The organism is Amycolatopsis alkalitolerans (assembly GCF_006152065.1).
Taxonomy (GTDB): domain Bacteria; phylum Actinomycetota; class Actinomycetes; order Mycobacteriales; family Pseudonocardiaceae; genus Amycolatopsis_E; species Amycolatopsis_E alkalitolerans.
In genome coordinates, this window is sequence record NZ_VDFW01000002.1 from 34543 (window position 1) to 58786 (window position 24244).

The following is a 24244-nucleotide window of genomic DNA, read 5'->3' on the forward strand; positions in this document are numbered from 1 at the left end:
TGTCCGGGTTACAGGCCTGCGCGCGACGGAGCTTTGGCCGTCGGATCTGGTCAGGCCCGGCGTCGCTTCTCGGTGAAGTGCCAGGCGTCGCTGACGATGTCGTGGAGGTCGGCGTGCTCGGGTTTCCACCCGAGCTCCTCGCGTGCCCGATCGCTCGCGGCGACCAGAACGGCCGGGTCGCCCGCGCGGCGCGGCGCGGCCACGGCCGGGATCTCGTGCCCGGTGACGTCGCGGCAGGTCTCGATCACCTGCCGCACCGAGAACCCGGTGCCGTTCCCGAGGTTGTAGATCCGGTGCTCGCCGGCGGTGGCGTGCTGCACCGCGAGCAGATGCGCGTCGGCGAGGTCGGCGACGTGGATGTAGTCGCGGACCGCGGTGCCGTCGCTGGTCGGATAGTCCTCGCCGAAGATCTGGATCTGGTCGCGGTCCCCGGTGGCGACCTGCAGCACGAGCGGGATCAGGTGGGTCTCGGTCGTGTGCCGCTCGCCGTAGCGGCCGTACGCGCCCGCGACGTTGAAGTACCGCAGGCTCACGGCCGCCAGGCCATGAGCCCGGGCGTAGCTGGTGATGGCGTGATCGATCGCCAGCTTCGACGCGCCGTAGGTGTTGGTGGGCTGGGTCGGCGCGGTCTCGGGGATCGGGGACACCTCCGGTTCGCCGTAGGTCGCCGCGGTCGAGGAGAACACCAGCCGGGCAGTGCCGTGCTCGCGCATCGCATCCAGCAGCCGGATCGCGGTGAACACGTTGCCGCGCCAGTACTTCCCGGGGTCGCTCATCGACTCGCCGACCAGCGACTTGGCCGCGAAGTGCAGCACGCCGTCGAAGCCTTCGGCGAGGAGCGAAGCGGTCGCGTCCGCCGCGTCGCCCTCGACGAAACGGGCGCCCTCGGGCACGGCGTCGGCGTGCCCGGTCGACAGGTCGTCCACCACCACGACCTCGTGCCCGGCCTTGAGGAGCTTGGCCGTGCAGACGCTGCCGACGTAGCCGGCGCCGCCGGTGACGATCAGTTTGAGGGCCATGAGTTGTCGGGAGCCTTTCTCGGAGACTGGCGAAGGAGGTGACAGCGCCCAGTGTGGACCATCACGCTGTGAGCCCAGCACAGGCTCTTCAGCGGTCGCGCCCCGCCCCGGCGGAGGGCACCGCGACGAACGTGCGCGGTGAACGCCAGCCTTCGCGCTCGTACGCCGCCGTGACGCCGGCCTCGACGGCGCCGACCTTCGACTCGGGCACGAGTGCGATCGCTGAGCCGCCGAAACCGCCTCCGGTCATGCGCGCGCCGAGGGCGCCTGCGGCCCTGGCCGCCTCGACGGCCGTGTCCAGCTCGACGGTCGAGATCCGGTAATCGTCGCGCATGCTCGAATGGGAGGCGTCCAGGAACGGGCCGATGTCCTCGATCCGCCCGGCGTGGAGCAGGTCCACCACGTCGAGCACGCGCTGGTTCTCGGTCACGACATGCCGCACCAGCGGCGCCAGATCGGAGGGCAACCGGCCGAGCGCGGCGTCGAGGCCGGTCAGCGGGACGTCGCGCAGCGCCTTCACGCCGAGCAGATCGGCGGCCCGCTCGGTGCCGCGGCGACGGTCGCCGTAGCCGGACTCGCTGTGGGAGTGCTTCGTGCGCGTGTCGATCACGACGATCCGCAGCCCGACGGCCGCGGTGTCGAACGGCACCTGCTCGGTCTCACCCGAGCGCACGTCGAGGAACAGCACGTGGGATTCGGTGCAGCACAGGGACGCCGTCTGGTCGAGCAGCCCCGTCGGCGCGCCGACGAAGTCGTTCTCCGCGCGCTGCACCCAGCGGGCGATCTGCATCCGGTCCGGCGTGCCGGGCCGGTCGAGCTCCTGGCCGTGCAGCCCGAGCAGAGCGAGCGACACCGCGCACTCGAGCGCGTGCGACGAGGACAGGCCCGCGCCGGTCGGCACGTCACCGGCCAGCACGATGTCGGCGCCACGGTCGGCGCCGTGGTCGCGCAGCACCCACGCCACGCCGGCAGGGTAGGCGGCCCATCCATGGACGGCGCCAGGCTCCAGCGGCGGGATCTCGACGGGATCGGCCTGCTGGATCCGCCCGTCGGAACCGAGCGTGGCGACCGTCAGCACCTGGTCTTCGCGCGGTGACGCCGCCGCGGCAATCCGGTGCGGCAGGGCGAAGGGCAGGACGAAGCCGTCGTTGTAGTCGGTGTGCTCACCAATCAGGTTGACCCGCCCGGGCGCGGACCACACGCCCTCGGGGTGCCTGCCGTGCACCGAACGGAACGCCCGGGCGGCCGCTTCGTGCGCCTGGAACCGCGCGGAACGGTCCGCGCCTGCCTGGCTCTGCCTTTCGTTCAACCCTCACCCGCTTCTACCGGAGACCTGCCCACCATCGCCCGGAACCCCGAGGTTCCCGCCGTCCAGTGTGCCGGAACGTCCCCGGCCGGCGGAGGGCCGTCAGCGGGCCTGCGCCAGCACCGCGTGCAGGACCGCCATCGGCACCTGTACCGACGACGTCTCGCCGGTGACCTCGACCGTTCCGCCGCCGGCGGCGCGGCCGACCTTCACCGTCGCGCCCGGCACGACGCCGACCTGCTTGAGGTCCACCATCAGCTTCTCGTCCAGCTGCACGTGCTCTGCGATCCGCCGGATCCGCGCCGCCCCGCCACCGGCACGCGCGAACTCGTCCAGCCGGATCAGGTCGGCCTCCGCGGGCGGGGCCGGCAAGGCGGCCTTGTCCAGCTTGTCCAGGCCCGGGATCGGGTTCCCGTACGGCGATGTGGTCGGGTGGTCGAGCAGCTTGATCAGCTTGCGCTCGACGGCCTCGCTCATCACGTGCTCCCAGTGGCAGGCCTCGGCGTGGACCTGCTCCCACTCGAGCCCGATGACGTCCAGCAGCAACCGCTCGGCCAGCCGGTGCTTGCGCATCACCGCCGTCGCCAGCTCCCGCCCGTGATCGGTCAGCTGCAGATGCCGGTCGTCGGCGACCCGCACCAGGCCGTCACGTTCCATCCGGGCCACGGTCTGGCTCACCGTCGGCCCGCTCTGCTCCAAACGCTCGGCGATGCGGGCGCGGAGCGGTACGACACCCTCTTCTTCAAGCTCGAAGATGGTTTTCAAGTACATCTCTGTGGTGTCGATGAGATCGTTCACGATGTCCCCTTCGTCCGCAGGGATCCATGGTAGTCGCTGGCACCGACGTTCAGCCCGGGTGATCGGGCCGCGAAAACCGCGCTGACCCCGGCTACCATCGGGCTGCATGGAGCCGCCCGCCGTCGTCTGGGATCCCGCGTTGCTCGGCTACGACCTCGGCGGCGAGCATCCGTTCAACCCCGTCCGGCTGCAGCTGACCATCCGGCTCGCCGCCGAACTGGGGGTGCTCGACGGCGTTCCGCTCCTGGTTCCCGAAGCGGCGGGCGATGCCGAACTGCTGCGCATTCACGCGAACGAGTACCTCGAAGCCGTCAAGCAGGCGCCGATGGCCGGCTGGGATGTCGGGCACGGCCTCGGCACCGCCGACAACCCGGTGTTCAGCGACATGCACGAGGCCTCGGCCCTGGTCGTCGGCTCGACGCTGCTCGCCGCCCGCAAGATCGCCGAGGGGGAGGCGCGCCGGGCGGTGAACATCGCCGGGGGCCTGCACCATGCGATGCGCGATCACGCCGCGGGCTTCTGCGTGTACAACGACTGCGCGATCGCCATCTCGTGGCTGCTGGACCACGGGTTCGAGCGGATCGCGTACGTCGATACGGATGTCCATCACGGCGACGGCGTGCAGGCCGCGTTCTACGAGGACCCCCGGGTCCTCACGATCTCGCTGCACCAGCACCCGTTCACGCTCTGGCCCGGCACGGGCTACTCCGCCGAGACAGGCCGGGGGGCCGGTGATGGCATGGCGGTGAACATCCCGCTGCCGCCCCGCACGCACGATCAGGGCTGGTTGCGGGCCTTCCACGCGGTGGTGCCCTCCCTGTTGGCGCAGTTCCAGCCGCAGCTGCTGGTGACGCAGTGCGGGGTCGACTCGCACGAGGAGGATCCGCTCGCGGACCTTTCTCTTTCGGTCGACGGGCATCGCACGATCTACACGACCCTGCGCGAGCTCGCCGAGCGCTATGCGGGCGGGAAGTGGCTGGCGATCGGCGGCGGCGGGTACCAGCTGATCCGCGTGGTGCCGAGGTCGTGGACGCACCTGCTGGCGACCGTGCTCGGCCGCGACGTCGAGCCGTCCACCCCGATCCCGCCGGGCTGGATGGACATGGTGCGCGCGGCGGCGCCGCAGGCCGAACTGCCGGTGACGATGTCCGACGGCGCGGACACCGGCCACCGGCCGTGGAGCGACGGCGACGACGATCCGGTGGACATCGCGATCCGCGACACGCGGCGGGCGGTCTTCCCGCTGCACGGCCTGGATCCGGACGATCCGAGGGACTGAGCGAAATGGGCGAATCAGGCGGCAGAAGGCGATGAGTACGGGCGACGAGGGTGGCCTCCGGGGCCGCACGGCAGGCGGGCCGCCAAACGGGCGTAGCTCGTGGAACGGTGCCGCCGGACACGACGGCCAGGCCCGCCGCGAGCCGGCGACGCACGGGCCCCGCGATCCCTACGACTACCCGCGCAAGTGGGAGGCCGACGTCGTGCTCTCCGACGGCGGTGTCGTCCACCTGCGACCGATCGTGCCGAGCGACGCCGACCGGCTCGTCACCTTCCACGGCAAACTCTCCGAACGCACGCGGTATCTGCGCTACTTCGGTGCGTACCCGCGGATCCCTCCACGCGACCTCGAACGTTTCACGGTCGTCGATCACCACGACCGCGTGGCGTTCATCGCGCTGCTGGGCGACGACATCGTCGCCGTCGGGCGGTATGAGCGGCTGGGCGACGGGCCGTCCGCCGAAGTCGCCTTCGTCGTCGACGACGCGCATCAGGGGCGCGGGCTGGGCTCGATCCTGCTGGAACACCTGGCCGCCGCCGCGTCCGAATCCGGCTTGCGCCGCTTCGTTGCCGAGGTCCTGGCCGAGAACTCCGCCATGGTGCGGGTTTTCCGCGACGCCGGTTACCAGGTGAGCCGCGCGATCGAGGAAGGCGTCCTGCATCTCGAGTTCGACATCGAGTCGACCGAAGAGTCACTCGCGGTCGCGCGCGCCCGTGAACAGGCCGCCGAGGCACGCAGCGTGCACAACCTGCTGCATCCGCATTCGGTCGCGGTGATCGGCGCCAGCACGGACCCCACGAAGGTCGGCTACGCCGTGCTGTCCAACCTTCTCGCCGCCGACTTCGCGGGCACCGTCTACCCGGTCAACCCCGAACATCGCTCGGTCCGTGGCGTGCGCGCCTACAAATCCGTGCTCGAGATCCCCGACCCGGTCGACCTCGCCGTGGTCGCCGTGCCCGCCGACCAGGTCGAGTCCGTACTGGACGGGGCGCTGGCCAAGGGCGTGAAGACCCTGCTCATCGTCACCGCCGGGTTCGCCGAGGCCGGGCCGCACGGCCTGCACGCCGAGTTGCGGCTCGTCGGGGAGGCGCGGGCGCACGGGATGCGGGTGGTCGGGCCGAACGCGCTCGGCGTGCTCAACACGGATCCCGCCGTCCGCCTCAACGCGACCCTCGCGCCGCGGCTGCCCGCCCGCGGCCGCGCCGGGTTCTTCTGCCAGTCCGGCGCGCTGGGCACCGCGATCCTCGCCGACGCCGAGGCGCGCGGGCTGGGCCTCTCGACGTTCGTCTCCGCGGGTAACCGCGCCGATGTCTCCGGCAACGATCTGCTGCAGTACTGGGAGACCGACCCGGCCACCGATCTCGTGCTGCTGTATCTCGAATCCTTCGGCAACCCGCGCAAATTCGCCCGCCTGGCCCGGCGGCTGGGCCGCAGCAAGCCGATCGTCGCGGTGAAATCCGGCCGGCACGCCGTGCGCCCGCAACTGGCCGCGACCTCCGCCGAGGTCGACGAGGCGAGCGTGCAGGCGCTGTTCGAGCAGGCCGGCGTGGTGCGGGTGGAGACGCTGGCGCAGCTGTTCGACACCGCGCTCGTCTTCGCGCACCAGCCGCTGCCCGCCGGCTCCCGGGTGGGGATCGTCGGCAATTCCAGCGCCATCGGGCTGCTGGCCGCCGACACCGCGCGGGCGCAGGGCCTGCGGCTGGCGTTCGAGCCGGTGGACGTCGGGCCGCAGGCGGGTCCGGACGAGTTCGCCGCCGCCGTGCGCGAGGCGCTGACCTCACCCGACACCGATGCGCTCGTCGTGGTGTTCGTGCCGCCGGTCGCCACCCCCGGGACCGCCTACGCCCGTGCGCTGCGCGAGATCGTGCGAGGTCTGGACCAGCGAAAGCCGATCGTGTCAACGTTCCTCGCGGCCGAGGGCGTGCCCGCGGAACTCGCGGTCGGCGGTGAAGGCGGTGCTCCCGGCCCCGGTTCGATCCCGTCGTTCTCCAGTCCGGAGCGCGCGGTGAACGCGCTGGCCAAGGTCATCCGCTACGCGGCGTGGCGGCAGCGTCCGCAAGGGAATCTCGTCCGGCCGTCCGGGGTGCACGCCGAGGCGGCGCAGCAGATCGTGCGCGAGTTGCTCGCCGACGGTGAGAAGAACATCGTGCTCACCGACTCCGACGTCGTGCGGCTGCTGGGTTGTTACGGCATCGACGTCGTGCGGTACCGGGTCGCGGCGAGCGCCGGTGCCGCGGTCGCCGCAGCCGAGGAGATCGGCTACCCGGTCGTCGTCAAAGCGGTCGACGAGCGGCTGCGCGGCCGCCCGGACCTCGCCGGGGTGCGGTTGGATCTCGGATCGTCCGAGGCCGTCCGCCGCGGGTACGACGATCTGCGCCAGGTGTCCAATGAGGACGAAGTGTACGTGCAGAAGATGGCGCCCAAAGGGATCTCCTGCTTCATCGGCCTGCAGGACGACCCGTCGTTCGGCACGCTCGTGTCGTTCGGGTTGTCCGGCCTGGTCAGCACGTTGCTGGGGGACAGGGCGTACCGCGCGGTGCCGCTGACCGACGTCGACGCTGCGACGCTGGTCCGCGAGCCGAAGAGCGCGCCGCTGCTCACCGGGTACCGGGGCGACGAGCCCGCGGATCTGGCCGCGTTGCAGGACATGGTGCTGCGGGTGGCGGCGCTCGCCGAGGACAACCCGGAGGTGCGCGCGCTGAGTCTGGATCCGGTGATGGCTTCGCCCGAAGGCGCGTTCGTCGCCAACGCGCGGATCGTGCTCGGCCCACCACCGGCCCGCCCGGACACCGGCCCGCGGCGGCTTCGGCCCATCACGGCGGTGGATTAGCCGGCGGAACGTCGAACACCGTCGTCCGGCCGTCGTACCGGCTGCTCCCGTAGGCGTCAGCCGGTCAGGTTAGAAGTACCTCGTAGGAAGTTTTCGCGTTTTGCCGGAACCATACCGGATCGGCGCAGTGTGAACCTTCGCCCGCCAACTGCCGTTTGATCACTTTGTACGTGGAAGTGCGCGGTAGTTCGTTGACGATTCGCACATACCGTGGCACCTGCTTCGGGCCGAGATCGGACTGCGCGGAAAGGAACGACCCGAGCGACGAGGGGTCGAGCGGGCCCGAGAGCACGAGCGCGGCCATCACCTGATCCCCGGTGACCGGGTCCGGCACCGCGTACACGGCGGCCTCGGCGACGCTCGGATGCCGCAGCAGGATGCGTTCGATCGGTGCGGTACCCAGGTTCTCCCCGTCGACGCGGAGCCAGTCGCCCAGCCGGCCGGCGAAGTAGCAGAAGCCGTCCTCGTCGGCATAGGCGAGATCGCCGGTGTGGTACCAGCCGCCGCGCAGCCGTTCGGCGTCGGCTTCCGGGTTGCGGTAGTAGCCCGCGAACGCGCCCGGACCAGCCGTGTTCACCAGCTCACCGATGGTGTGCGGCGGGCAGGGTTTCCCGGTCTCCGGGTCGACGATCAGGACGCCCTCGGCCGGGCGGCCGAGGGAACCGCGCGGCGAGCCGGGCGTGCGCGAGAACCCGATCCCGCCTTCCGTCGAGCCGAACGCGTCCACGACCTGGCAGCCGAACCGGCGACCGAACTCCGCCAGATCCGCCTCGGCGCCTTCGTTGCCGTACACGAGCCGGAGCGGATTGTCCGCGTCGTCCGGGCCTTCCGGTGTCTTGACCACATAGGACAGTGGTTTGCCGACGTAGTTCGCGTACGTGGCACCGAACTTGCGGACATCGGGGAGGAACCCGGATGCGGAGAACTTGCGCCGCAACGCGACGGTCGCACCGGCCGCGAGCCCGACCGCCCAGCCAGCCATGATCGCGTTGGAGTGGAACATCGGCATCGACACGTACACGGTGTCCGAAGGGGACAGTCCGAACCGGGAGGCGAGCATCGAGCCGGGGAACGCGATCTTCTCGTGCGTGCACCGCACCGCCTTCGGCTCCCCGCTCGTGCCCGAAGTGAAGATCAGCATCAGCAGATCGTCGGGCGCCGCGGGAACCGGTTCCGGCTCGGTGGGTTCGGCCGGCCGCAGCTCGTGCACCGGCAGCCCGTCGAGCAACGGGAGGTACCGCGGTTCGGCGAACACGAACTGGCAGTCCGCCAGCCGCACGTCCCGCGCCAGCGCTTCACCGCAGCGCGTCGGGTTCAGCCCGACCAGCACCGAACCGGACAGCGCGCACCCGCCGAGCAGGAACGAGAACGCGGGCACGTTGTCCGCGAGGATCCCGACATGCGGCGGCGCCTCCGGCCGCAGCATCCGCCGCAGCAAGGCCGCATAACCCGCGGACGCCCGGACGCACTCGGCCCACGTGTGGCGCTCGTCCTCGAACAGCAGACCCGGGCGCCGGTCGTCGGCGCGGGCGAGCAGGAGGTCGGTGACGGTCATGCCGGCTCGGCGGCCAGTAGCTCGCCCAGCGCCCGCAGGTGCGCGGTCGCGCCGCCGAAGGTGAACTCGTGCCGCTTGGCCGCGGCGAAGTACCGGTGCACCGGATGCTCGATGTCGATCCCGACCCCGCCGTGCAGGTGGACCACGGTGTGCGCGACGCGATGCCCGGCCTCGGCGGCCCAGTACTTCGCCGTCGCGACCTCCTCCGCCGCGGGCCGCCCCTCGGCCAGCCGCCACGCCGCCTGCCACATCGACAGGCGTACGGCCTCGACGTCGATGTAGGCGTCCGCGAGCCGTTGGCGCACCGCCTGGAACCCGGCCAGTGCGTGGTCGAACTGTTTGCGTTCCTTGGTGTACTCGGCGGTCCGGTGCAACGCGCTCTCCAGCACCCCGAGCTGGAGGGCGCACAGCCCGACCGTCCCGTGCAGCCGCAGCCATTCCCCGGCGCCCGTGCCCAGCGGCTCGCCGGGGGCATCGTTCAGCTCCACCAGCGCGGCGTCGGCGGTATCGATCACGCTCTGCGGCCGCACTTCCGCCTTCTCGACGAGGTACACGCCGTCGTCGCAGGCGATCAGGAACGCGTCCGCGAACGCGCCGAACGGCACGGCGCTCTGGGCACCCGAAACCCGCCCGTTCTCCGCCGTGAACCCGCACGGTGCGCCCGGGTCGGGGAGGGCGACCGCGAGCACTCGCGCACCGCGCACCGCGGGCATCGCCCAGCGCTCGATCTGCTCCGGCGTGCCGAACTTCAAGATCGCGCCGGCGGCCATCGTCCGCGTCGCCAGATACGGCACCGGGGCGACGGCCCGCCCGATCTCGGTCAGCACGGTGCACTGTTCGAGCAGGCCGAAATCGACGTCCACCACGCCCGCCTTGACCAGATCCCGCCACAGCGCGGGATCGAACCCACCGGAACCGTGCTGACCGGGCTGAACCTGGTCGGCCAGTATCCGGCGGGTCAGCCCGGCCAGTTCTTCCTGTGCCTCGCTCAACGCGAAATCCATGGCAGGCTCCTAACGGGTGACGGGCAGGCCGAGCGCGGTCGCGGCGATGAGATCGCGCTGGATCTCGTTCGTGCCGCCGCCGAAGGTCAGGATCAGCGCGGACCGGTGCGCACGCTCGATCCGCCCGCGCAGCACGGCCCCGGGCGAGCCCGCACGCACGACGGCGCCCGCGCCGAGGATCTCCATCAGCAGGCGGTAGGCCTCGATCGCCAGTTCCGTGCCGAACACCTTCGTCGCCGAAGCCTCGGCCGGGCTCAGGCCGGAGGTCGTGGCGATGCGCCAGTTCCGCAGCTTGAGGTACTCGGCGTGGGCGTGCACGCGGGCCAGATGCAGCCGGACCCACTCGGCGTCGATCACGCGGCTGCCATCGGGTTGCTTGGTCTCCTGCGCCCACAGCCGGACCTCGCGCAGCGCCGACTGCACGGGCGCGGCCGAGGTGAGCGCGACGCGTTCGTGGTTGAGCTGGTTGGTGATCAGCGGCCAGCCCGCGTTCTCCCCGGCGACCCGCGCGGCGACGGGCACCCGCACGTCGTCGTAGTAGGTCGCGCTCGTACCCGGACCGGCCACGGTGCGGACCTTCGTCCACGAGAAGCCGGGCGCGCCGGTCGGCACGATCACGATGCTCAGGCCCTTGTGCTTGCGGGCTTCGGGGTCGGTGCGCACGGCGAGCCACACGTAGTCGGCGTACTCGATCAGGCTCGTCCACATCTTCTGGCCGTTGACCACGTAGTCGTCGCCGTCGCGGACCGCCCGGGTGCGCAGCGAGGCGAGGTCGGTACCGGCCCCCGGCTCGGAGTACCCGATGGAGAAGTGCAGCTCGCCGGCGGCTATGCGAGGCAGGTAGAACGCCTTCTGCTCTTCGGTGCCGAACCGCATGATCGTCGGTCCGATCGTGTTGACCGTCAGGAACGGCACCGGCACCCCGGCGACGGCCGCCTCGTCGGTGAAGATGAGCTGGTCGATCATCGGCCTGTCCTGGCCGCCGTACTCGGCGGGCCAGCCGAGCGCGAGCCAGCCGTCACGGCCCAGTTCACGCACGATCTCCTTGTACGCCAAGCCGTCCCCGTACTCTCCGCCCTCGCCCGCGAGCGACTCGCGCCGCTCCGGCGTCATCAGGCCGGCGAAGTACTGGCGCAGCTCGTCGCGCAGTTCCCGCTGCTCGGCGGTGTAGTCGATCCGCATGCGTCACCTCCACCGCGTCCCACTCGTTCTGGTAGCGAGCCGGGCGCGACGCTAGTCTAGAACAGGTTCTAGTTCTACCAGCTGTGCCGGACTGGAGGAAGTCATGCGCGTCGACGTCGACCGCGACCTGTGCGAGGCGAACGGGGTGTGTACCGGGTTCGCGCCGGAGGTCTTCGAACTGGACGACGAGGATGAACTGGTCGTCAAGTACCCCGAGGTTCCCGAGGATGAAGTAGAACGTGTTACTCAAGCTGTCGCGGCTTGCCCGAGGAATGCCCTGTTCATCCGGGATTGAATGACGCTTGCTCTAAGCGAGAACAGATTCTAGTCTGTGCTGCGTGAGCAGAGTTGCGATCGTCACAGGCGCCGGTGCGGGACTCGGTCGCGCGGAGGCGCTGGCGCTGGCCGCGAGTGGTGCCTCGATCGTGGCCAACGACGTCGCCGGCACGGATGTGGTCGACGAGATCGAGGCCGCGGGCGGGAAGGCGCTCCTGATCAAGGGCGACGTCGGGGAGCGGAAGACGGCCGACGCGCTGGTGGCGGCGGCGCTGGAGCATTTCGGCGGGCTGCACGTGCTGGTCAACAACGCCGGCGTGCTGCGGGACCGGATGCTGTTCTCGATGTCCGACGAGGAGTGGGACACCGTCATCCGCGTGCACCTGCGGGGGCATTTCCTGCTGTCCCGCAACGCGACCGCGCACTGGCGCCGGCAGTCCAAAGCGGACGGTAAGCCGGTGTACGCGCGGATCGTGAACACGGCTTCCGAGGCCTTCCTGTTCGGCTCGGCCGGTCAGCCCAACTACGCCGCCGCGAAGGCCGGGATCGCCGCGCTCACCGTCGCGACCGCTCGCGGCTGCGCCCGCTACGGCGTGCGGGCCAACGCGATCTGCCCCCGCGCGCGGACCGCGATGACCCAAGGCACCTTCGGGGACGCACCGGAGGGGCCTGATCCGCTGTCGGTCGGGCACGTGGCGCCGTTCGCCGCCTTCCTCGCCTCGCCCGAAGCGGACCAGATCAACGGCCAGGTCTTCGTCGTGCACGGCGGGAAGGTCGGGCTTGTGCGCCCGCCCGCGCTCGAACGGACCTGGGATCTCGCCGAGCTTTCCGGGATGCCCGGTTACTTCAGCGGCCGCGACCAGATGTTCGCCAGTCAGGAGTTGCTATGACGCTTACCGTGCAACCGCACCGCGAGTCCGTCGGCCTCAAGGCCGGTCAGCTGCTCGTCGACGGGCAGTGGGGACCGGGGACGGGCGGGGACACGTGGACCCATCGCCACCCGGCGACGGGCGAGGCGATCGGCGAGTTCGCGGTCGCCACCGCGGGAGACGTGGACGCGGCGATCGGGGCCGCGCGCCGCGCCTTCGACTCGGGGACCTGGTCGAACGCGCGCGCCGGCACGCGGATCAAGGTCCTGCACCGCTACGGCGACCTCCTGCGCGAGCACGCCGGACAGCTGCGCGCGTTGCAGGCGCTGGACAACTCGGTGCCGATCTCGTTCAGCGGTTCCATCTACGCGACCTCGGTCGAGGCCGCGGCCGACGTGTTCGACCATCACGCCGGGTGGGTGGACAAGCTCGGCGGCCAGACGCTGCCGCCGTATCAGGGCGGCGACCACCTCGCGATGACCTTCCGCGAGCCGATCGGCGTCGTCGCGGCGATCCTGCCGTGGAACGCGCCGTTCCTGCTGTTCGCGCAGAAGGTGGCGCCGGCGCTCGCCGCGGGCTGCACGGTGGTGCTCAAACCGTCCGAGTACTGCACGTTCACGGTGCTGCGCATGGTGGAACTGCTCGCCGAGGCCGGGCTGCCACCGGGCACGCTCAACGTCGTGACCGGGCCGGGCGATCCCGTCGGCGAGGCGCTGATCACGCACAAGGACATCGACAAGATCAGCTTCACCGGCAGTCGCGCGGTCGGCAAGCGCATCGTCGAGGCCTCGGCCGGGACGCTCAAACGGGTCTCGCTCGAACTGGGCGGCAAGAGCCCGGCGCTCGTCTTCGCCGACGCACCCAACGTCGGTCTCGCCGCCGCGACGACGATCGGCGCGGTCACGATGGGGCTGTCCGGCCAGGCCTGCGTCGCCAACACGCGGGCACTCGTGCACCGCGACGTGTACGACGAGTTCATCGCCGCGGCACAGGGGATGGCCGCCGCGATCACCTACGGCGACCCGTTCGACCCCGGCGTGCTGGCGTGCCCGCTCATCAACGAGCGCCAGCTCGACCGCGTGCTCGGCTACATCGAGCAGGGTAAACAGCAGGGTCGACTGGTCACCGGCGGGGAACGGCTCGGTGGTGACCTCGCGGCCGGGAACTTCGTCGCGCCCACGATCTTCGCCGACGTCGCCAACGACGCGACCGTCGCGCAGGAGGAGATCTTCGGCCCGGTGCTCGCCGTCGTGCCGTTCTCGGACGAGGAAGAAGCGATCCGGCTGGCCAACGACACCGAGTACGGCCTGGGCGCGAGCGTGTTCAGCGCCGACGCCCAGCGCGCGTTCCGCGTCTCGCGGAAACTGCGCGCCGGGACGATCGGCGTGAACGGGTTCCAGATCGAGCCGCATCTGCCGTTCGGCGGGTTCAAGCAGTCCGGGCTCGGGCGCGAGGGTGGGCTGTCCTCGATCGAGGCCTTCACCGAGCTCAAGTCCGTGTACCTGCCGCTGACCGAAGAGATGATGTAGATGGGCAGGCTGGATGGGAAGGCCGCGCTGATCACCGGCGCGGCGCGCGGGCAGGGCGCCGCGGCCGCGCGGCGGTTCGTCGAGGAGGGCGCGAAGGTCCTCATCGCGGACATCCTCGACGAGGAAGGCAAGGCGCTGGCCGACGAACTCGGCGCGCTCTACCAGCATCTCGACGTGTCTTCCGAAGACGACTGGGCCGCGGCGGTGGACCGCGCGGTGACGGAGTTCGGCGGGCTGACGGTGCTGGTCAACAACGCCGGCATCCTGCATTTCTCCGAACTGGGCCAGACCACGCTGGCCGACTACGAGCGCGTCATCAAAGTGAACCAGATCGGTGCGTTTCTCGGCATGCGCTCGGTCGTTGAACCCATGTCCCATGCGCGAAACGGTTCGATCATCAACGTGTCCTCAGTGGAGGGATTGGCCGGAATGCCGTTCCTGGTCGCCTACACCGCGAGCAAGTTCGCGATTCGCGGGATGACCAAGGTGGCCGCGCTCGAGCTGGGTCCGAAGGGGATCCGGGTCAACTCGGTGCATCCGGGCATGATCGACACGAAGATGATCTCCGACGCTGCCGGGGGCGCGGAAATCGACACTTCCTGGGTGCGCAAGAAAGTGGCGCTCGGGCGGGCCGGGCAGCCCTCGGAAATCGCGAACCTGGTCGTTTTCCTGGCCAGTGACGAGAGCTCGTACAGTACGGGCGCGGAGTTCGTGGCCGACGGCGGCGCGACCGCCACGCATGCGCTGAAGGTCTGACCGTGATCGAGAGCACCTGGAGGCCGTCGCATTGATCATGTGAACACCGCTAACGAAAGCGGCTGCACATGGTGGGCAAGACTCAGGGCGACGAGGCTGAGGGGTCGGCGGAGGTGTGATGGGTTCGCGCAGTGGCACGGTGAACGTTCCGGGCACCGCCGCGCTCGCTCAGATCGGGAGGCTTTCCACGCTCGCGTGGGAGGTCCTGCTCGCGATCCCGCGCCGGCCGTTCCAGTTCCGAGAATGGATCCAGCAATGCTGGTTCTTTGCGAGCGTCACGATCCTGCCGACCGCGCTCGTCGCGATCCCGTTCGGCGCGGTGATCGCCCTGCAGCTGGGCTCGCTCACCGAGCAGATCGGCGCGCAGTCCTTCACCGGCGCCGCGAGCGCGCTCGCGATCGTGCAGCAGGCCTCGCCGCTGATCACCGCGCTGCTCGTCGCCGGCGCGGGCGGCAGCGCGGTCTGCGCGGACATCGGGGCACGCAAGATCCGCGAAGAGATCGACGCGATGGAGGTGCTCGGGGTCAACCCGGTCCAGCGGCTGATCGTGCCGAGGGTGCTCGCCGCGATGGTCGTGTCGATCCTGCTCAACGGCCTGGTCAGCGTGGTCGGCGTGCTCGGCGGGTACTTCTTCAACGTCGTCATGCAGGGCGGCACGCCGGGTGCGTACCTGGCGAGCTTCAACGCGCTCGCGCAGTTGCCCGACCTCTATATCAGTGAGATCAAGGCGCTGCTGTACGGGTTCGTCGCCGGGGTGGTGGCCGCCTACCGGGGGCTCAACCCCGCCGGCGGGCCGAAGGGCGTCGGGGACGCGGTGAACCAGGCCGTCGTGGTCACCTTCCTGCTGCTGTTCCTGATCAACGTCGTGCTCACGGCCATCTACCTGCGGGTCATCCCGCCGAAGGCGCTCTGATGACGACTCAGGCCGAGGACCGGACCGACCGGACGTTGGAGCTGATCGCCCGCCCGGGTGCGATCTTCGAGGGCTTCGGCGAGCAGCTTTCGTTCTACTTCCGGGCGCTGGCCTGGGCGCCCCGCACGCTTCGCCGCTACACCAAGGAGACGCTGCGGCTGCTGACCGAGGTGTGCTTCGGCACCGGCGGGCTCGCGGTGATCGGCGGGACGCTCGGCGTGATGATCGGTATGACGATGTTCACCGGCCTGATCGTCGGCATGCAGGGTTACGCCGCGCTGAACCAGTTGGGCACGGCCGCGCTGACCGGGTTCATCTCCGCCTACTTCAACACGCGCGAGGTGGCGCCGCTCGCGGCGGGGCTCGCGCTGTCGGCGACGGTGGGCTGTGGGTTCACCGCGCAGCTGGGTGCGATGCGGATCTCGGAGGAGATCGACGCGCTCGAGGTGATGGCGGTGCCGAGCCTGCCGTATCTGGTGACGACGCGGGTGCTCGCGGGGGTCGCCGCAGTGATCCCGTTGTACGCGGTGGGGCTGCTGTCCTCCTATCTGGCCGCGCGGCAGATCACGGTGTGGCTCTACGGGCAGTCCGCGGGCACCTACGATCACTACTTCAACCTGTTCCTGCCGCCCGAAGACGTGCTCTGGTCGTTCCTGAAGGTGCTCTTCTTCAGTGCGATCGTGATCCTCTCCCACTGCTATTACGGCTATACGGCCAAGGGCGGCCCGGCGGGGGTCGGCGTCGCCGTCGGCCGGGCGGTGCGCACCTCGATCGTGTTGATCTCGCTGCTCGACTTCTTCCTGAGCCTGGCGATCTGGGGTGCCACCACGACGGTGAGGATCTCGGGATGAACTCCTCGATCCTGCGCCGCCGGTTGTGGCATCAGCTGCTGGGTCTGATCTTCATCGTGGTGTGCGCGCTGTTCTTCGTCACCACGGTGGCGATCTACAAGAAGGCCTTCACCCCGGTTTCGATGGTGACACTGGAGACCGGCCACATCGGCAACCAGCTCGGCGCGGGCTCGGACGTCAAGATCCGCGGGGTCGAGGTCGGTGAGGTGCGCTCGGTCGCCTCGCTCGGGGATCACGCGGAGATCCGGCTGGCGCTGGACCCGGGCAAGATCGGTGAGATCCCGGCGAACGTCTCCGCGAGGCTGCTGCCGAAAACCCTGTTCGGGGAACGCTATGTGGCGTTGCAGATCCCCGCCGATCCCTCGGCGAAGCACATCGAGGCCGGGGACGTGATCCCGCAGGATCGCAGCAGTTCCGCGATCGAGCTGGAGAAGGTGCTCGACGACGTGATGCCGCTGCTGCAGGCGGTGCAGCCGCAAAAGCTTTCGGCGACGCTGAGCGCGGTCTCGACGGCCTTGCAGGGCCGGGGTGATCAGCTGGGCAAGACGCTCGACCAGCTTTCGGACTATCTGGGCAGGCTCAACCCGTCGCTGCCCGACATCAAGGCCGACATCACGAGCTTCGCGAACGTCACGGATACCTACAACAAGGCCGCGCCGGACTTCCTGCAGGCGCTTTCTGATCTCACGACGACGAGCAAGACGCTGGTCGACAAGCAACAGCAGCTGTCGCAGTTGTTCGGCTCGGTGACGAACGCCTCGGACGACCTGACGAGCTTCCTGAAGGTCAACGAGAACAACATCATCCGGCTGACCACCACCTCACAGTCCACATTGGACGTGCTGGCCAAGTACGCCCCGGAATACCCGTGCATGCTCAAGCAGTTCGCCGACTCCGTGCCACGCGCGTACGAGGCCTTCGGCTACGGCACCGACCAGATGAACCACGTGACGATCCGGTTCATCGCGGACCGCACCAAGTACCTGCCCGGGGTGGACGAACCGAAATACCTCGACAAGCGCGGCCCGCGCTGCTACCCGCAGGTCGTGCCGCCGGGCCGGTGGCCGCAGTACCCGCCGGGCGGTCCGGTGCAGGACGGGTCGAGCCATCCGCCCGTGCCCCCGGGGGAGAACACGCCCTTGCCCAGCAACGGGATGATCCAGGGCGGTTCGGGCACGACGGCGGGTTCGGTGGCGAACTCCCCGGCCGAGCAGGACCTCATCGGCGTGCTGCTCGCGCCAGAGCTCAAGACCACGCCCGACCAGGTGCCGGACTGGGCGAGCCTGCTCGTCGGCCCGCTCTACCGCGGGGCGGAGGTGGATCTGAAATGAGGAACTTCGTCGCGCCGCTGATCAAGATCTCGATCTTCGCGGTCGTGACCATCGTGCTCACCGGAATCCTCGGCGCCACCATCGCCAACACCAACTTCGGGGTCACCTCCGACTACACGGCCCGCTTCACCGACGCCTCCGGCCTGCACCAAGGCGACGACGTGCGCATCGTCGGGGTCAAGGTCGGCCAGGTCGACAAGATCAACGTGGTCGACGGCGACGGCCGCAATCTCGCCGATGTGCACTTTTCGATCTCTTCGGCGTACAAGCTGCCCGCCGCGGTCACCGCGACCGTCAAGTACCGCAACCTCGTCGGGCAGCGCTACCTTTCGCTGGGGACCACTGTGGACGGTGGCGGCCGGCTGCCGTCCGGCGGGCTCATCCCGCCGGCGCGAACCCAGCCTGCACTCAACCTGACGGTCCTGTTCAACGGGTTCAAACCACTGTTCGCCGCGCTCGACCCGAACCAGGTCAACCAGCTGTCCTACGAGATCATCCAGGTGTTTCAGGGCGAGGGCGGCACGATCGAAAGCCTGCTGGCCCACACCGCGTCGGTGACCACGGCGATCGCGGACCGGGACAAGGTGATCGGCCAGGTCATCGACAACCTCAACAACGTGCTGGCCACGGTCAACCAGCGCGGGCCCGAACTCGGCAACCTCATCGACCAGGTCCAGCAACTGGTCACCGGGCTCGCGCAGCAGCGCAAGCCGATCGGCGACGCGGTCTCGGCGCTGTCGAACCTCACCAACACGACGGCGGGCCTGCTGCAGGACGCGCGACCTTCGGTCAAGGAGGACATCGCCCACCTGGGAGTGCTGTCGAACACCCTGGCCGACTCGGGGCCGCTGCTCGATCATCTGCTGCAGGTGCTGCCGGGCAACCTCGACAAGTTCACCAGGACGCTCAGCTATGGCGGCTGGTACAACTACTACCTCTGTGGCCTGTCCGGCACGATCGGCATCTCCCAGCTGGATATCACCCTGCCGATGCTGCCCATCCCGAGTACCGAGACGCCGGAGAGGTGCAAGCCGTCGTGAAACGTCTCCGCGAGCGCAACCAGGCCGCCGTCGGTGCGGTGGCGCTGGTGCTCATCGTGCTGGTCACCGTCGTGTCGTACTTCTCCGACGAAGTTCCCCTGCTGGGCACGGGAACCACCTACCAGGCCTACTTCGCCGAGTCGGCGGGGCTGGTGCCGGACGACGAGGTGCAGGTCGCGGGCGTGAAGGTCGGGCAGGTCAGCTCGGTCTCGCTCGCGCGCAAGCAGGTGCTGGTCAAGTTCAAGGTGCAGGGCACCAAGGTCGGGAACCTGAGCACGGCCTCGATCGAGATCAAGACCCTGCTCGGGGACAAGTACCTGGCGCTGCAGCCGAAAGGCGGCCAGGCGCAGGATCCGGACGAGCCGATCCCGGTCGCGCGCACCACGACCCCGTTCCAGCTGCAGGACGCCTTCCAGCAGCTTTCGGACACCGTCGGGAACATCAACACCCAGCAGCTCGCGCAGGCCTTCGACACGGTGTCGGCCGCGTTGAAGGACACCCCGCAACCCTTGCGCGCCACGTTGAACGGGCTCTCGGCGCTGTCGAAGACGATTTCCTCGCGAGATCAGGAGCTGGCGGACCTGCTGAGTAACACCAGCCAGGTTTCGAAAACGCTGTCCGACCGCAACGCCCAGCTCCAGCAGGTGATCAACGACGGGAACCTGCTGCTGACCGAGCTTCAGCAGCGCAAGGCCGCGATCGACGCGCTGCTCACGGGCACACAGGCGCTTTCGGCCCAGCTGAGTGGCCTGGTCGCGGACAACCGGGCACAGCTGAGGCCGACTCTGCAGAAGCTCGGCGACGTCACCGACATCCTGCAGCGCAACCAGGACAACCTCAGCCGCAGCCTGGCGCTGCTCGCGCCGTTCTCGCGACTGGGCGCCAACGCGACCGGTAACGGCCGCTGGTTCGAGGGGTACATCTGCGGACTGTTCCCGCCGGTGATCAAGGCCGGCGGGCTGTCGGTCAACCCGGAGGGCTGTACGCCGCCGATTTCCGCGCCGGACCAGGGGGTGAGTGGAGGATGACGCTCGACACGAGGAACGGGCGCTCGGTCTACCGCTGGGTCGCCACGGCGTGCGTGTTCGCGCTCCTGCTGACCACCGGGCTGTGGCTGGCGTTCCGCGATCAGGGCGGGACGCGCGTGTCCGCGATGTTCGACAAGACCGTTGGGCTGTACGCGGGTTCTTCGGTGCGGGTGCTGGGCATCAAGGTCGGCGAGATCACCGGCGTGACCCCGCAGGGCGGTGCCGTGCGCGTGGACATGCGGGTGGACCCCGGCGTGCAGATCCCGGCCGATGCCGGGGCGGTCGTCATCGCGCCGTCGCTGGTCAGCGACCGGTACGTGCAGCTGACCCCGGCCTATGACAGCGGCCCGGTGATGGCCTCGGGCACGGTGATCCCGAAGGAGCACACGGCGACGCCGATGGAGATCGACGATCTCTACGGCAGTATCGACAAGCTCTCCACCGCGCTGGGCCCCAATGGCGCCAACGCGAACGGCGCACTGTCCAATTTGCTCGATACCGCGGCGAAGAACCTCGACGGCAACGGTAAGAACATCAACGACACGGTGACGGAACTGGCGAACCTCTCGCGCACGCTCGACAGCTCCAAGGGCGACCTGTTCTCGACGGTCCGCAACCTGCAGTCGTTCACCACGGCGCTCGCGGACAGCGACAGCCAGCTCAACCAGTTCTATTCACGGGTCGCGGATGTGACGGGCTTCCTCGCCGACGACTCGGGTGACGTGGGGAAAGCGCTTTCGTCGCTCGCGTCGTCGCTCGGCGAAGTGCAGCAGTTCGTCGAGGAGAACCGTGACCTGCTGACGTCCAATGTGGACAAGCTGGCGAGCGTCAGCAAGGTGCTCGTGGACCAGCGGTCGGCGCTCGCGGAGGTGCTCGACGTCGCGCCAACGGGCATGACGAACTTCATCAACTCCTACGACGCCGCGTCCGGCAGCATCGCGATCCGTTACAACGCCAACGAGTTCACCAACCCGCTCCTGGTCACGTTGTGCCGGGTGCTGAAGGCTTCGACCCCGGTCGGCCTGCCCGACGTGGTCGGCAACCTGTGCAAGACACTCCAGCCGGTCGTCGACGGGATCGCCAAGGTTCCCTCGATCCCGCAGCTGATGCAGGAGATGAACGCGGGCAAGATCCCGCCCCTGCCCTTGCTGCCGTTGGTGTCCATCCCGGAGAGTGGCTCGTGAAAAGGCTGCTGGGCGTGCTGGTCGTGGTGCTGCTGCTCGGCGGCTGCGGCACCGGGGGCTTCTCCGGGCTCTACAGCATGCCGCTGCCCGGCGGCGCGGATCTCGGCGACCACCCGTATCGCGTCACCGCGCAGTTCGCCGACGTACTCGACCTCGTGCCGCAGGCCGCGGTGAAGGTCAACGACGTGGCGGTGGGGCGGGTCGACAAGATCGAGCTGGCGCCGGACACGCGGTCCGCGCTGGTGACCATGCGGGTCAACGGCGACGTGCATCTTCCGGCCAACGCCTACGCCAACCTGCGGCAGTCGAGCCTGCTGGGGGAGAAGTTCGTCGAGCTGGCCGAACCGCCCGAGGGCGCGGCGGGCACGCTCACCGACGGCGCGACGATCCCGCTGTCCCGGACGAACCGCAACCCGGAGGTCGAAGAGGTCCTCGGCGCGCTTTCCCTACTGCTCAACGGCGGCGGCATCAACCAGCTCGCGGACATCACGCGCGAGCTCAACAAGACGCTCACCGGCAACGAAGCGGATATCCGCGCGCTGCTGTCGAGAGTGGACCAGCTGGCGACCGAACTGGACGGCCAGAAGAGCGAGATCATCCGCGCGATCGACGGGTTGAACCGGTTGTCGAGCACGCTGAACGCCCAGACGGCGAACCTGAGCAACGCGCTGGACAACCTCGCGCCCGGGCTGCAGGTCGTCAACGAGCAACGGGACCAGCTGGTCGGGATGCTCCAGTCTCTCGACCAGCTGTCCGGGGTAGCGGTGGACACCATGGACAAGAGCAGGAACCAGCTGATCGACAACCTGAAAGCGCTGGCCCCGACGCTGCAGAAGCTCGCCGAGGCCGGTAACGATCTGCCGACCGCGCTGAGGATCCTGCCCACGTACCCGCTGCCCGATGTCGCGGGCGACGTGGTCAAGGGCGACTTCGCGAACGTGCGCGCGCGGCTGAACCTCGACCTGAGCGATATCTACCAGTACGTCTCCAACGCGGGCCGGATCGGGATCGACACGCCGGCCGGGAGCATCCAGCTCGGCGGTGGGTCCGCGCCGCCGCTTCCGCTGCCACAGCAGGAAGCGCCGGCGCCGGCACAGTCCGGTGGCGGCGTGCTAGGCGGTCTGCTGGGCAGCCTGCTGGGAGGTGGGCACTAATGTTCACCAGGCGGCACTGGGTCAAATTGCTGGCGTTCGGTCTCATCGCGGTGCTTTCCGTCGGGTACGCCGGAGCGAAGTACGCGGGGCTGGACCGGTTGTTCGGTCCGCGCGGGTACGTGGTGACGGCCCAGCTGGCCGACTCCGGCGGGATCTTCGTCAACGCGGAGGTCACCTACCGCGGGGTGTCGGTCGGCCGGGTCACCGCGATGCGCCTGGACGATCAGGGCGTCGCGGTGGACCTGGACATGGACTCGGGCGGGCCGAAGATCCCGGCCGACACCCAGGCCGTCGTCGCGGACCGGTCCGCTGTCGGTGAGCAGTATGTCGATCTGCGGCCGAACCACGAGACCGGGCCGTACCTGCACAACGGTTCGGTGATCCAGCGGGACCGGACCGCGCTGCCGGTCTCCCCGGACACCGTGCTGGCCAACCTGGACAAGTTCGTGTCCAGTGTGGACCCTTCGGCACTGCGGACGGTCGTGGACCAGACCTACGACGCGTTCGCCGGCACGGGCCTGGACCTGCAGCAGCTGCTCGATTCCGCGGGCTCGTTCACCTCGGCCGCGACCGAGAACCTGCCGCAGACGACGAAGCTGCTCTCCGACGGCCGGCAGGTGCTCGCGACCCAGGAACGGCAGTCGCAGAACATCACGTCGTTCGCGACCGGCCTGAACCGGATCGCCGGGCAGCTCAAGACCTCCGATCCGGATCTGCGCAAGGTGATCGACGAGACCCCGCAGCTGGCCCAGGATGTGGACAACATCCTGTCGGTGTCGGGGAGCGATCTCGGGGTGCTGATCGCGAATCTGCTGACCACGATGCAGATCACCTCGGTGCGCACCGACGCGATCGAGGAGGAGCTGGTCGCGCTGCCGGTGATCTCGGCGTTCTCGCGGTCTGTCGCGTCGAACGGTGAGGGGCATCTGGGGCTGGTGCTCGACTTCTTCGATCCGCATTCGTGCACGAAGGGCTACGAGACGACGAAGCAGCGTCCGGCCAACGACACGAGTAACCAGCCGGCGAACACGCAGGCCTACTGCGCCGAGCCGCCCGGCAGCCCGACGGACGTGCGTGGCGCGGAGAACGCGCCGTACGCGGGCAAACCGGTCTCGCCGGCGCAGGCGCCCCAGCAGCAGCCCGCGCCGGGGTCGTCGTCTCAGCAGCCGCAGCAACAGTCCCAGTTGCCCGGTTTGCTCGGCTTCGTGCAGGGGCCGGGTGCGAAGGGAATCGGGCAGCTGCTGGGATTGCCGTGATGAAGTCTCGGGAAATGGTGGCCATGGGCGCGCTGGCCGCCGTGTCGGTGCTGGTCGCGGCCTGGTTCGGCTGGTCGTGGTGGAACGCCGCGCACGACGACGCCGCGACGCGCGCGCAGGAACGGGACGCCGTGCTGTCCGCCGCGGATGACGCGCTGACTGCGCTCAACACGATCGACTATCACGATCCCGATCCCTCGGTCGACCGGTGGGTCGACTTGACGACCGGGCAGTTGGGTAAGACGCTCAGCGGCGACCGGCAGCTCCAGCTGGACCGCGCGACGCAGAGCAAGACGGTCGCGAGCGCGCGGGTGAACCAGTCGGCCGTGGCCGAGCTGGACCCGGCGGCCGGGACGGCGCGGGTGCTCGCGGTGCTGGACGTGCAGCTGAGCACGAACGGCTCGCCGTCCGCGCCGTCGCGAACCCGGCTCAACGCGACGCTGGCGCGGACGGACCGCGGGTGGAAGGTCGATTCCGTGCAGGCGGCGTCGTGACCGGGCGGCGGCGCGCGGGCCAGGGCATCGTGCGTCCCTCACCGCGGCCCCGCCCTTCCCCCCATCCGCGCGCCGAAGAACCCGTTGCTCCGCGCGACCGCCGGGCCACCGTGCTGGCGGCGCTGATGGCCGTGGTGGTGCTGATGGCCGGGTTCGCGGTGTTCGCGGCGCTGCGGGTGGGTTCGCTGCACGGGGGGAACCGGGCGCTGGCCGACACGGCGGCGACCACGCAGGTCTCGGACCAGGTCGGCGCCGGGATCAAGGCGATCTTCTCCTACGACTACGACAATCTGGGCCGCACGGAACGCGCCGCGGCGAGCGTGCTCGTCGGTGACGCGGTCGGGCAGTACCAGTCCGGGTATGCGGCGGCCGAACAGCAGGCGGTGGACCAGAAACTCGTCCGCACCACGACGATCAGCTCGATCGCGGTCTCGCAGCTGAACGGCGACACGGCGCAGCTGCTGATCTTCGTCGACCAGCAAACCCTTGCCACGACGTCGAACCAGCAGTCCTCGGCGTCGGCCGCCCTGTCGGTCTCGGCCAGAAAGATCGACGGCACCTGGAAGATCTCGAACCTGACCGCCCTCTGA

22 protein-coding genes are annotated in these 24244 nt (G+C 69.5%); 16 read left to right on the forward strand and 6 right to left on the reverse strand.

Annotated elements, in window-relative coordinates; translation table 11 throughout:
• Positions 1-50: 50 nt before the first annotated feature.
• From galE to FG385_RS02185, 3 genes are all read right to left on the reverse strand, one after another.
• On the reverse strand, positions 51-1019 hold the full coding sequence (gene galE, locus FG385_RS02175; RefSeq protein ID WP_139094889.1) for a UDP-glucose 4-epimerase GalE: 969 nt from the start codon (positions 1017-1019) through the stop codon (positions 51-53).
• A gap of 88 nt (positions 1020-1107) precedes the next feature.
• Positions 1108-2328, reverse strand: a complete 1221-nt coding sequence (gene galK, locus FG385_RS02180; RefSeq protein WP_139094890.1) for a galactokinase — start codon at positions 2326-2328, stop codon at positions 1108-1110.
• Positions 2329-2427: 99 nt separating this feature from the next.
• The gene (locus tag FG385_RS02185; protein ID WP_200834264.1) at positions 2428-3123 is read right to left on the reverse strand and encodes a metal-dependent transcriptional regulator; all 696 of its coding nucleotides are present in this window, start codon (positions 3121-3123) and stop codon (positions 2428-2430) included.
• 106 nt (positions 3124-3229) lie between these two features.
• Between FG385_RS02185 and FG385_RS02190 the strand changes: the two genes are divergently transcribed.
• Positions 3230-4402 carry an acetoin utilization protein AcuC gene (locus tag FG385_RS02190; RefSeq protein ID WP_139094892.1) on the forward strand — a complete coding sequence of 391 codons (1173 nt, stop codon included), beginning with the start codon at positions 3230-3232 and terminating at the stop codon, positions 4400-4402.
• Positions 4403-4433: 31 nt separating this feature from the next.
• On the forward strand, positions 4434-7232 hold the full coding sequence (locus FG385_RS02195; protein ID WP_139094893.1) for a bifunctional acetate--CoA ligase family protein/GNAT family N-acetyltransferase: 2799 nt from the start codon (positions 4434-4436) through the stop codon (positions 7230-7232).
• 64 nt (positions 7233-7296) lie between these two features.
• Here the strand turns inward: FG385_RS02195 and FG385_RS02200 are convergent, their stop codons facing one another.
• From FG385_RS02200 to FG385_RS02210, 3 genes are read right to left on the reverse strand one after another with little or no spacing between them, the layout of a single operon-like run.
• A complete protein-coding gene (locus FG385_RS02200) occupies positions 7297-8787 on the reverse strand; it encodes a long-chain-fatty-acid--CoA ligase (RefSeq protein WP_139094894.1) in 1491 nt (496 codons plus the stop codon).
• Positions 8784-9791, reverse strand: coding sequence for an acyl-CoA dehydrogenase family protein (locus FG385_RS02205; protein ID WP_139094895.1), 1008 nt, complete (start codon positions 9789-9791; stop codon positions 8784-8786). The genes FG385_RS02200 and FG385_RS02205 overlap by 4 nt, the downstream gene beginning before the upstream one ends.
• 9 nt (positions 9792-9800) lie before the next feature.
• On the reverse strand, positions 9801-10973 hold the full coding sequence (locus tag FG385_RS02210; RefSeq protein WP_139094896.1) for an acyl-CoA dehydrogenase family protein: 1173 nt from the start codon (positions 10971-10973) through the stop codon (positions 9801-9803).
• A 103-nt stretch (positions 10974-11076) separates the two neighbouring features.
• On the opposite strand from FG385_RS02210, the gene FG385_RS02215 reads away from it, so the two are divergent.
• From FG385_RS02215 to FG385_RS02280, 14 genes are all read left to right on the forward strand, one after another.
• Positions 11077-11268, forward strand: coding sequence for a ferredoxin (locus FG385_RS02215; protein ID WP_139094897.1), 192 nt, complete (start codon positions 11077-11079; stop codon positions 11266-11268).
• 34 nt (positions 11269-11302) lie between these two features.
• Positions 11303-12139 (forward strand): SDR family NAD(P)-dependent oxidoreductase, encoded by an 837-nt coding sequence (locus FG385_RS02220; RefSeq protein WP_200834285.1) that lies wholly within the window; start codon positions 11303-11305, stop codon positions 12137-12139.
• The gene (locus FG385_RS02225; protein WP_139094899.1) at positions 12136-13647 is read left to right on the forward strand and encodes an aldehyde dehydrogenase family protein; all 1512 of its coding nucleotides are present in this window, start codon (positions 12136-12138) and stop codon (positions 13645-13647) included. The genes FG385_RS02220 and FG385_RS02225 overlap by 4 nt, the downstream gene beginning before the upstream one ends.
• Entirely contained in the window at positions 13648-14403 is a 756-nt protein-coding gene (locus FG385_RS02230) for a glucose 1-dehydrogenase (RefSeq protein WP_139094900.1), read from the forward strand.
• Positions 14404-14521: 118 nt separating this feature from the next.
• On the forward strand, positions 14522-15316 hold the full coding sequence (locus FG385_RS02235) for an MlaE family ABC transporter permease (RefSeq protein ID WP_139094901.1): 795 nt from the start codon (positions 14522-14524) through the stop codon (positions 15314-15316).
• Positions 15316-16167 carry an MlaE family ABC transporter permease gene (locus FG385_RS02240; RefSeq protein WP_200834265.1) on the forward strand — a complete coding sequence of 284 codons (852 nt, stop codon included), beginning with the start codon at positions 15316-15318 and terminating at the stop codon, positions 16165-16167. Before FG385_RS02235 ends, FG385_RS02240 begins: the two co-directional genes overlap by 1 nt.
• Positions 16164-17498 carry an MCE family protein gene (locus FG385_RS02245; protein ID WP_139094903.1) on the forward strand — a complete coding sequence of 445 codons (1335 nt, stop codon included), beginning with the start codon at positions 16164-16166 and terminating at the stop codon, positions 17496-17498. The genes FG385_RS02240 and FG385_RS02245 overlap by 4 nt, the downstream gene beginning before the upstream one ends.
• On the forward strand, positions 17495-18538 hold the full coding sequence (locus FG385_RS02250; RefSeq protein WP_139094904.1) for an MCE family protein: 1044 nt from the start codon (positions 17495-17497) through the stop codon (positions 18536-18538). Before FG385_RS02245 ends, FG385_RS02250 begins: the two co-directional genes overlap by 4 nt.
• Positions 18535-19566, forward strand: coding sequence for an MCE family protein (locus FG385_RS02255; protein WP_139094905.1), 1032 nt, complete (start codon positions 18535-18537; stop codon positions 19564-19566). The genes FG385_RS02250 and FG385_RS02255 overlap by 4 nt, the downstream gene beginning before the upstream one ends.
• Positions 19563-20750: an MCE family protein gene (locus tag FG385_RS02260; protein WP_139094906.1), complete on the forward strand. Its 1188-nt coding sequence runs from the start codon at positions 19563-19565 to the stop codon at positions 20748-20750. The genes FG385_RS02255 and FG385_RS02260 overlap by 4 nt, the downstream gene beginning before the upstream one ends.
• The gene (locus tag FG385_RS02265) at positions 20747-21904 is read left to right on the forward strand and encodes an MCE family protein (protein ID WP_139094907.1); all 1158 of its coding nucleotides are present in this window, start codon (positions 20747-20749) and stop codon (positions 21902-21904) included. The genes FG385_RS02260 and FG385_RS02265 overlap by 4 nt, the downstream gene beginning before the upstream one ends.
• The gene (locus tag FG385_RS02270) at positions 21904-23160 is read left to right on the forward strand and encodes an MCE family protein (protein ID WP_139094908.1); all 1257 of its coding nucleotides are present in this window, start codon (positions 21904-21906) and stop codon (positions 23158-23160) included. Before FG385_RS02265 ends, FG385_RS02270 begins: the two co-directional genes overlap by 1 nt.
• Positions 23160-23654, forward strand: a complete 495-nt coding sequence (locus FG385_RS02275) for a hypothetical protein (RefSeq protein ID WP_139094909.1) — start codon at positions 23160-23162, stop codon at positions 23652-23654. The genes FG385_RS02270 and FG385_RS02275 overlap by 1 nt, the downstream gene beginning before the upstream one ends.
• Positions 23651-24244 carry a hypothetical protein gene (locus FG385_RS02280; protein WP_327436812.1) on the forward strand — a complete coding sequence of 198 codons (594 nt, stop codon included), beginning with the start codon at positions 23651-23653 and terminating at the stop codon, positions 24242-24244. Before FG385_RS02275 ends, FG385_RS02280 begins: the two co-directional genes overlap by 4 nt.

Coding starts and splice junctions, on each gene's coding strand:
- galE (WP_139094889.1), bottom strand. CDS start 1,019: ATGGCCCTCAAACTGATCGTCACCGGCGGCGCCGGCTACGTCGGCAGC.
- FG385_RS02190 (WP_139094892.1), top strand. CDS start 3,230: ATGGAGCCGCCCGCCGTCGTCTGGGATCCCGCGTTGCTCGGCTACGAC.
- FG385_RS02195 (WP_139094893.1), top strand. CDS start 4,434: ATGAGTACGGGCGACGAGGGTGGCCTCCGGGGCCGCACGGCAGGCGGG.
- FG385_RS02200 (WP_139094894.1), bottom strand. CDS start 8,787: ATGACCGTCACCGACCTCCTGCTCGCCCGCGCCGACGACCGGCGCCCG.
- FG385_RS02205 (WP_139094895.1), bottom strand. CDS start 9,791: ATGGATTTCGCGTTGAGCGAGGCACAGGAAGAACTGGCCGGGCTGACC.
- FG385_RS02210 (WP_139094896.1), bottom strand. CDS start 10,973: ATGCGGATCGACTACACCGCCGAGCAGCGGGAACTGCGCGACGAGCTG.
- FG385_RS02215 (WP_139094897.1), top strand. CDS start 11,077: ATGCGCGTCGACGTCGACCGCGACCTGTGCGAGGCGAACGGGGTGTGT.
- FG385_RS02225 (WP_139094899.1), top strand. CDS start 12,136: ATGACGCTTACCGTGCAACCGCACCGCGAGTCCGTCGGCCTCAAGGCC.
- FG385_RS02230 (WP_139094900.1), top strand. CDS start 13,648: ATGGGCAGGCTGGATGGGAAGGCCGCGCTGATCACCGGCGCGGCGCGC.
- FG385_RS02235 (WP_139094901.1), top strand. CDS start 14,522: ATGGGTTCGCGCAGTGGCACGGTGAACGTTCCGGGCACCGCCGCGCTC.
- FG385_RS02240 (WP_200834265.1), top strand. CDS start 15,316: ATGACGACTCAGGCCGAGGACCGGACCGACCGGACGTTGGAGCTGATC.
- FG385_RS02245 (WP_139094903.1), top strand. CDS start 16,164: ATGAACTCCTCGATCCTGCGCCGCCGGTTGTGGCATCAGCTGCTGGGT.
- FG385_RS02250 (WP_139094904.1), top strand. CDS start 17,495: ATGAGGAACTTCGTCGCGCCGCTGATCAAGATCTCGATCTTCGCGGTC.
- FG385_RS02260 (WP_139094906.1), top strand. CDS start 19,563: ATGACGCTCGACACGAGGAACGGGCGCTCGGTCTACCGCTGGGTCGCC.
- FG385_RS02270 (WP_139094908.1), top strand. CDS start 21,904: ATGTTCACCAGGCGGCACTGGGTCAAATTGCTGGCGTTCGGTCTCATC.
- FG385_RS02275 (WP_139094909.1), top strand. CDS start 23,160: ATGAAGTCTCGGGAAATGGTGGCCATGGGCGCGCTGGCCGCCGTGTCG.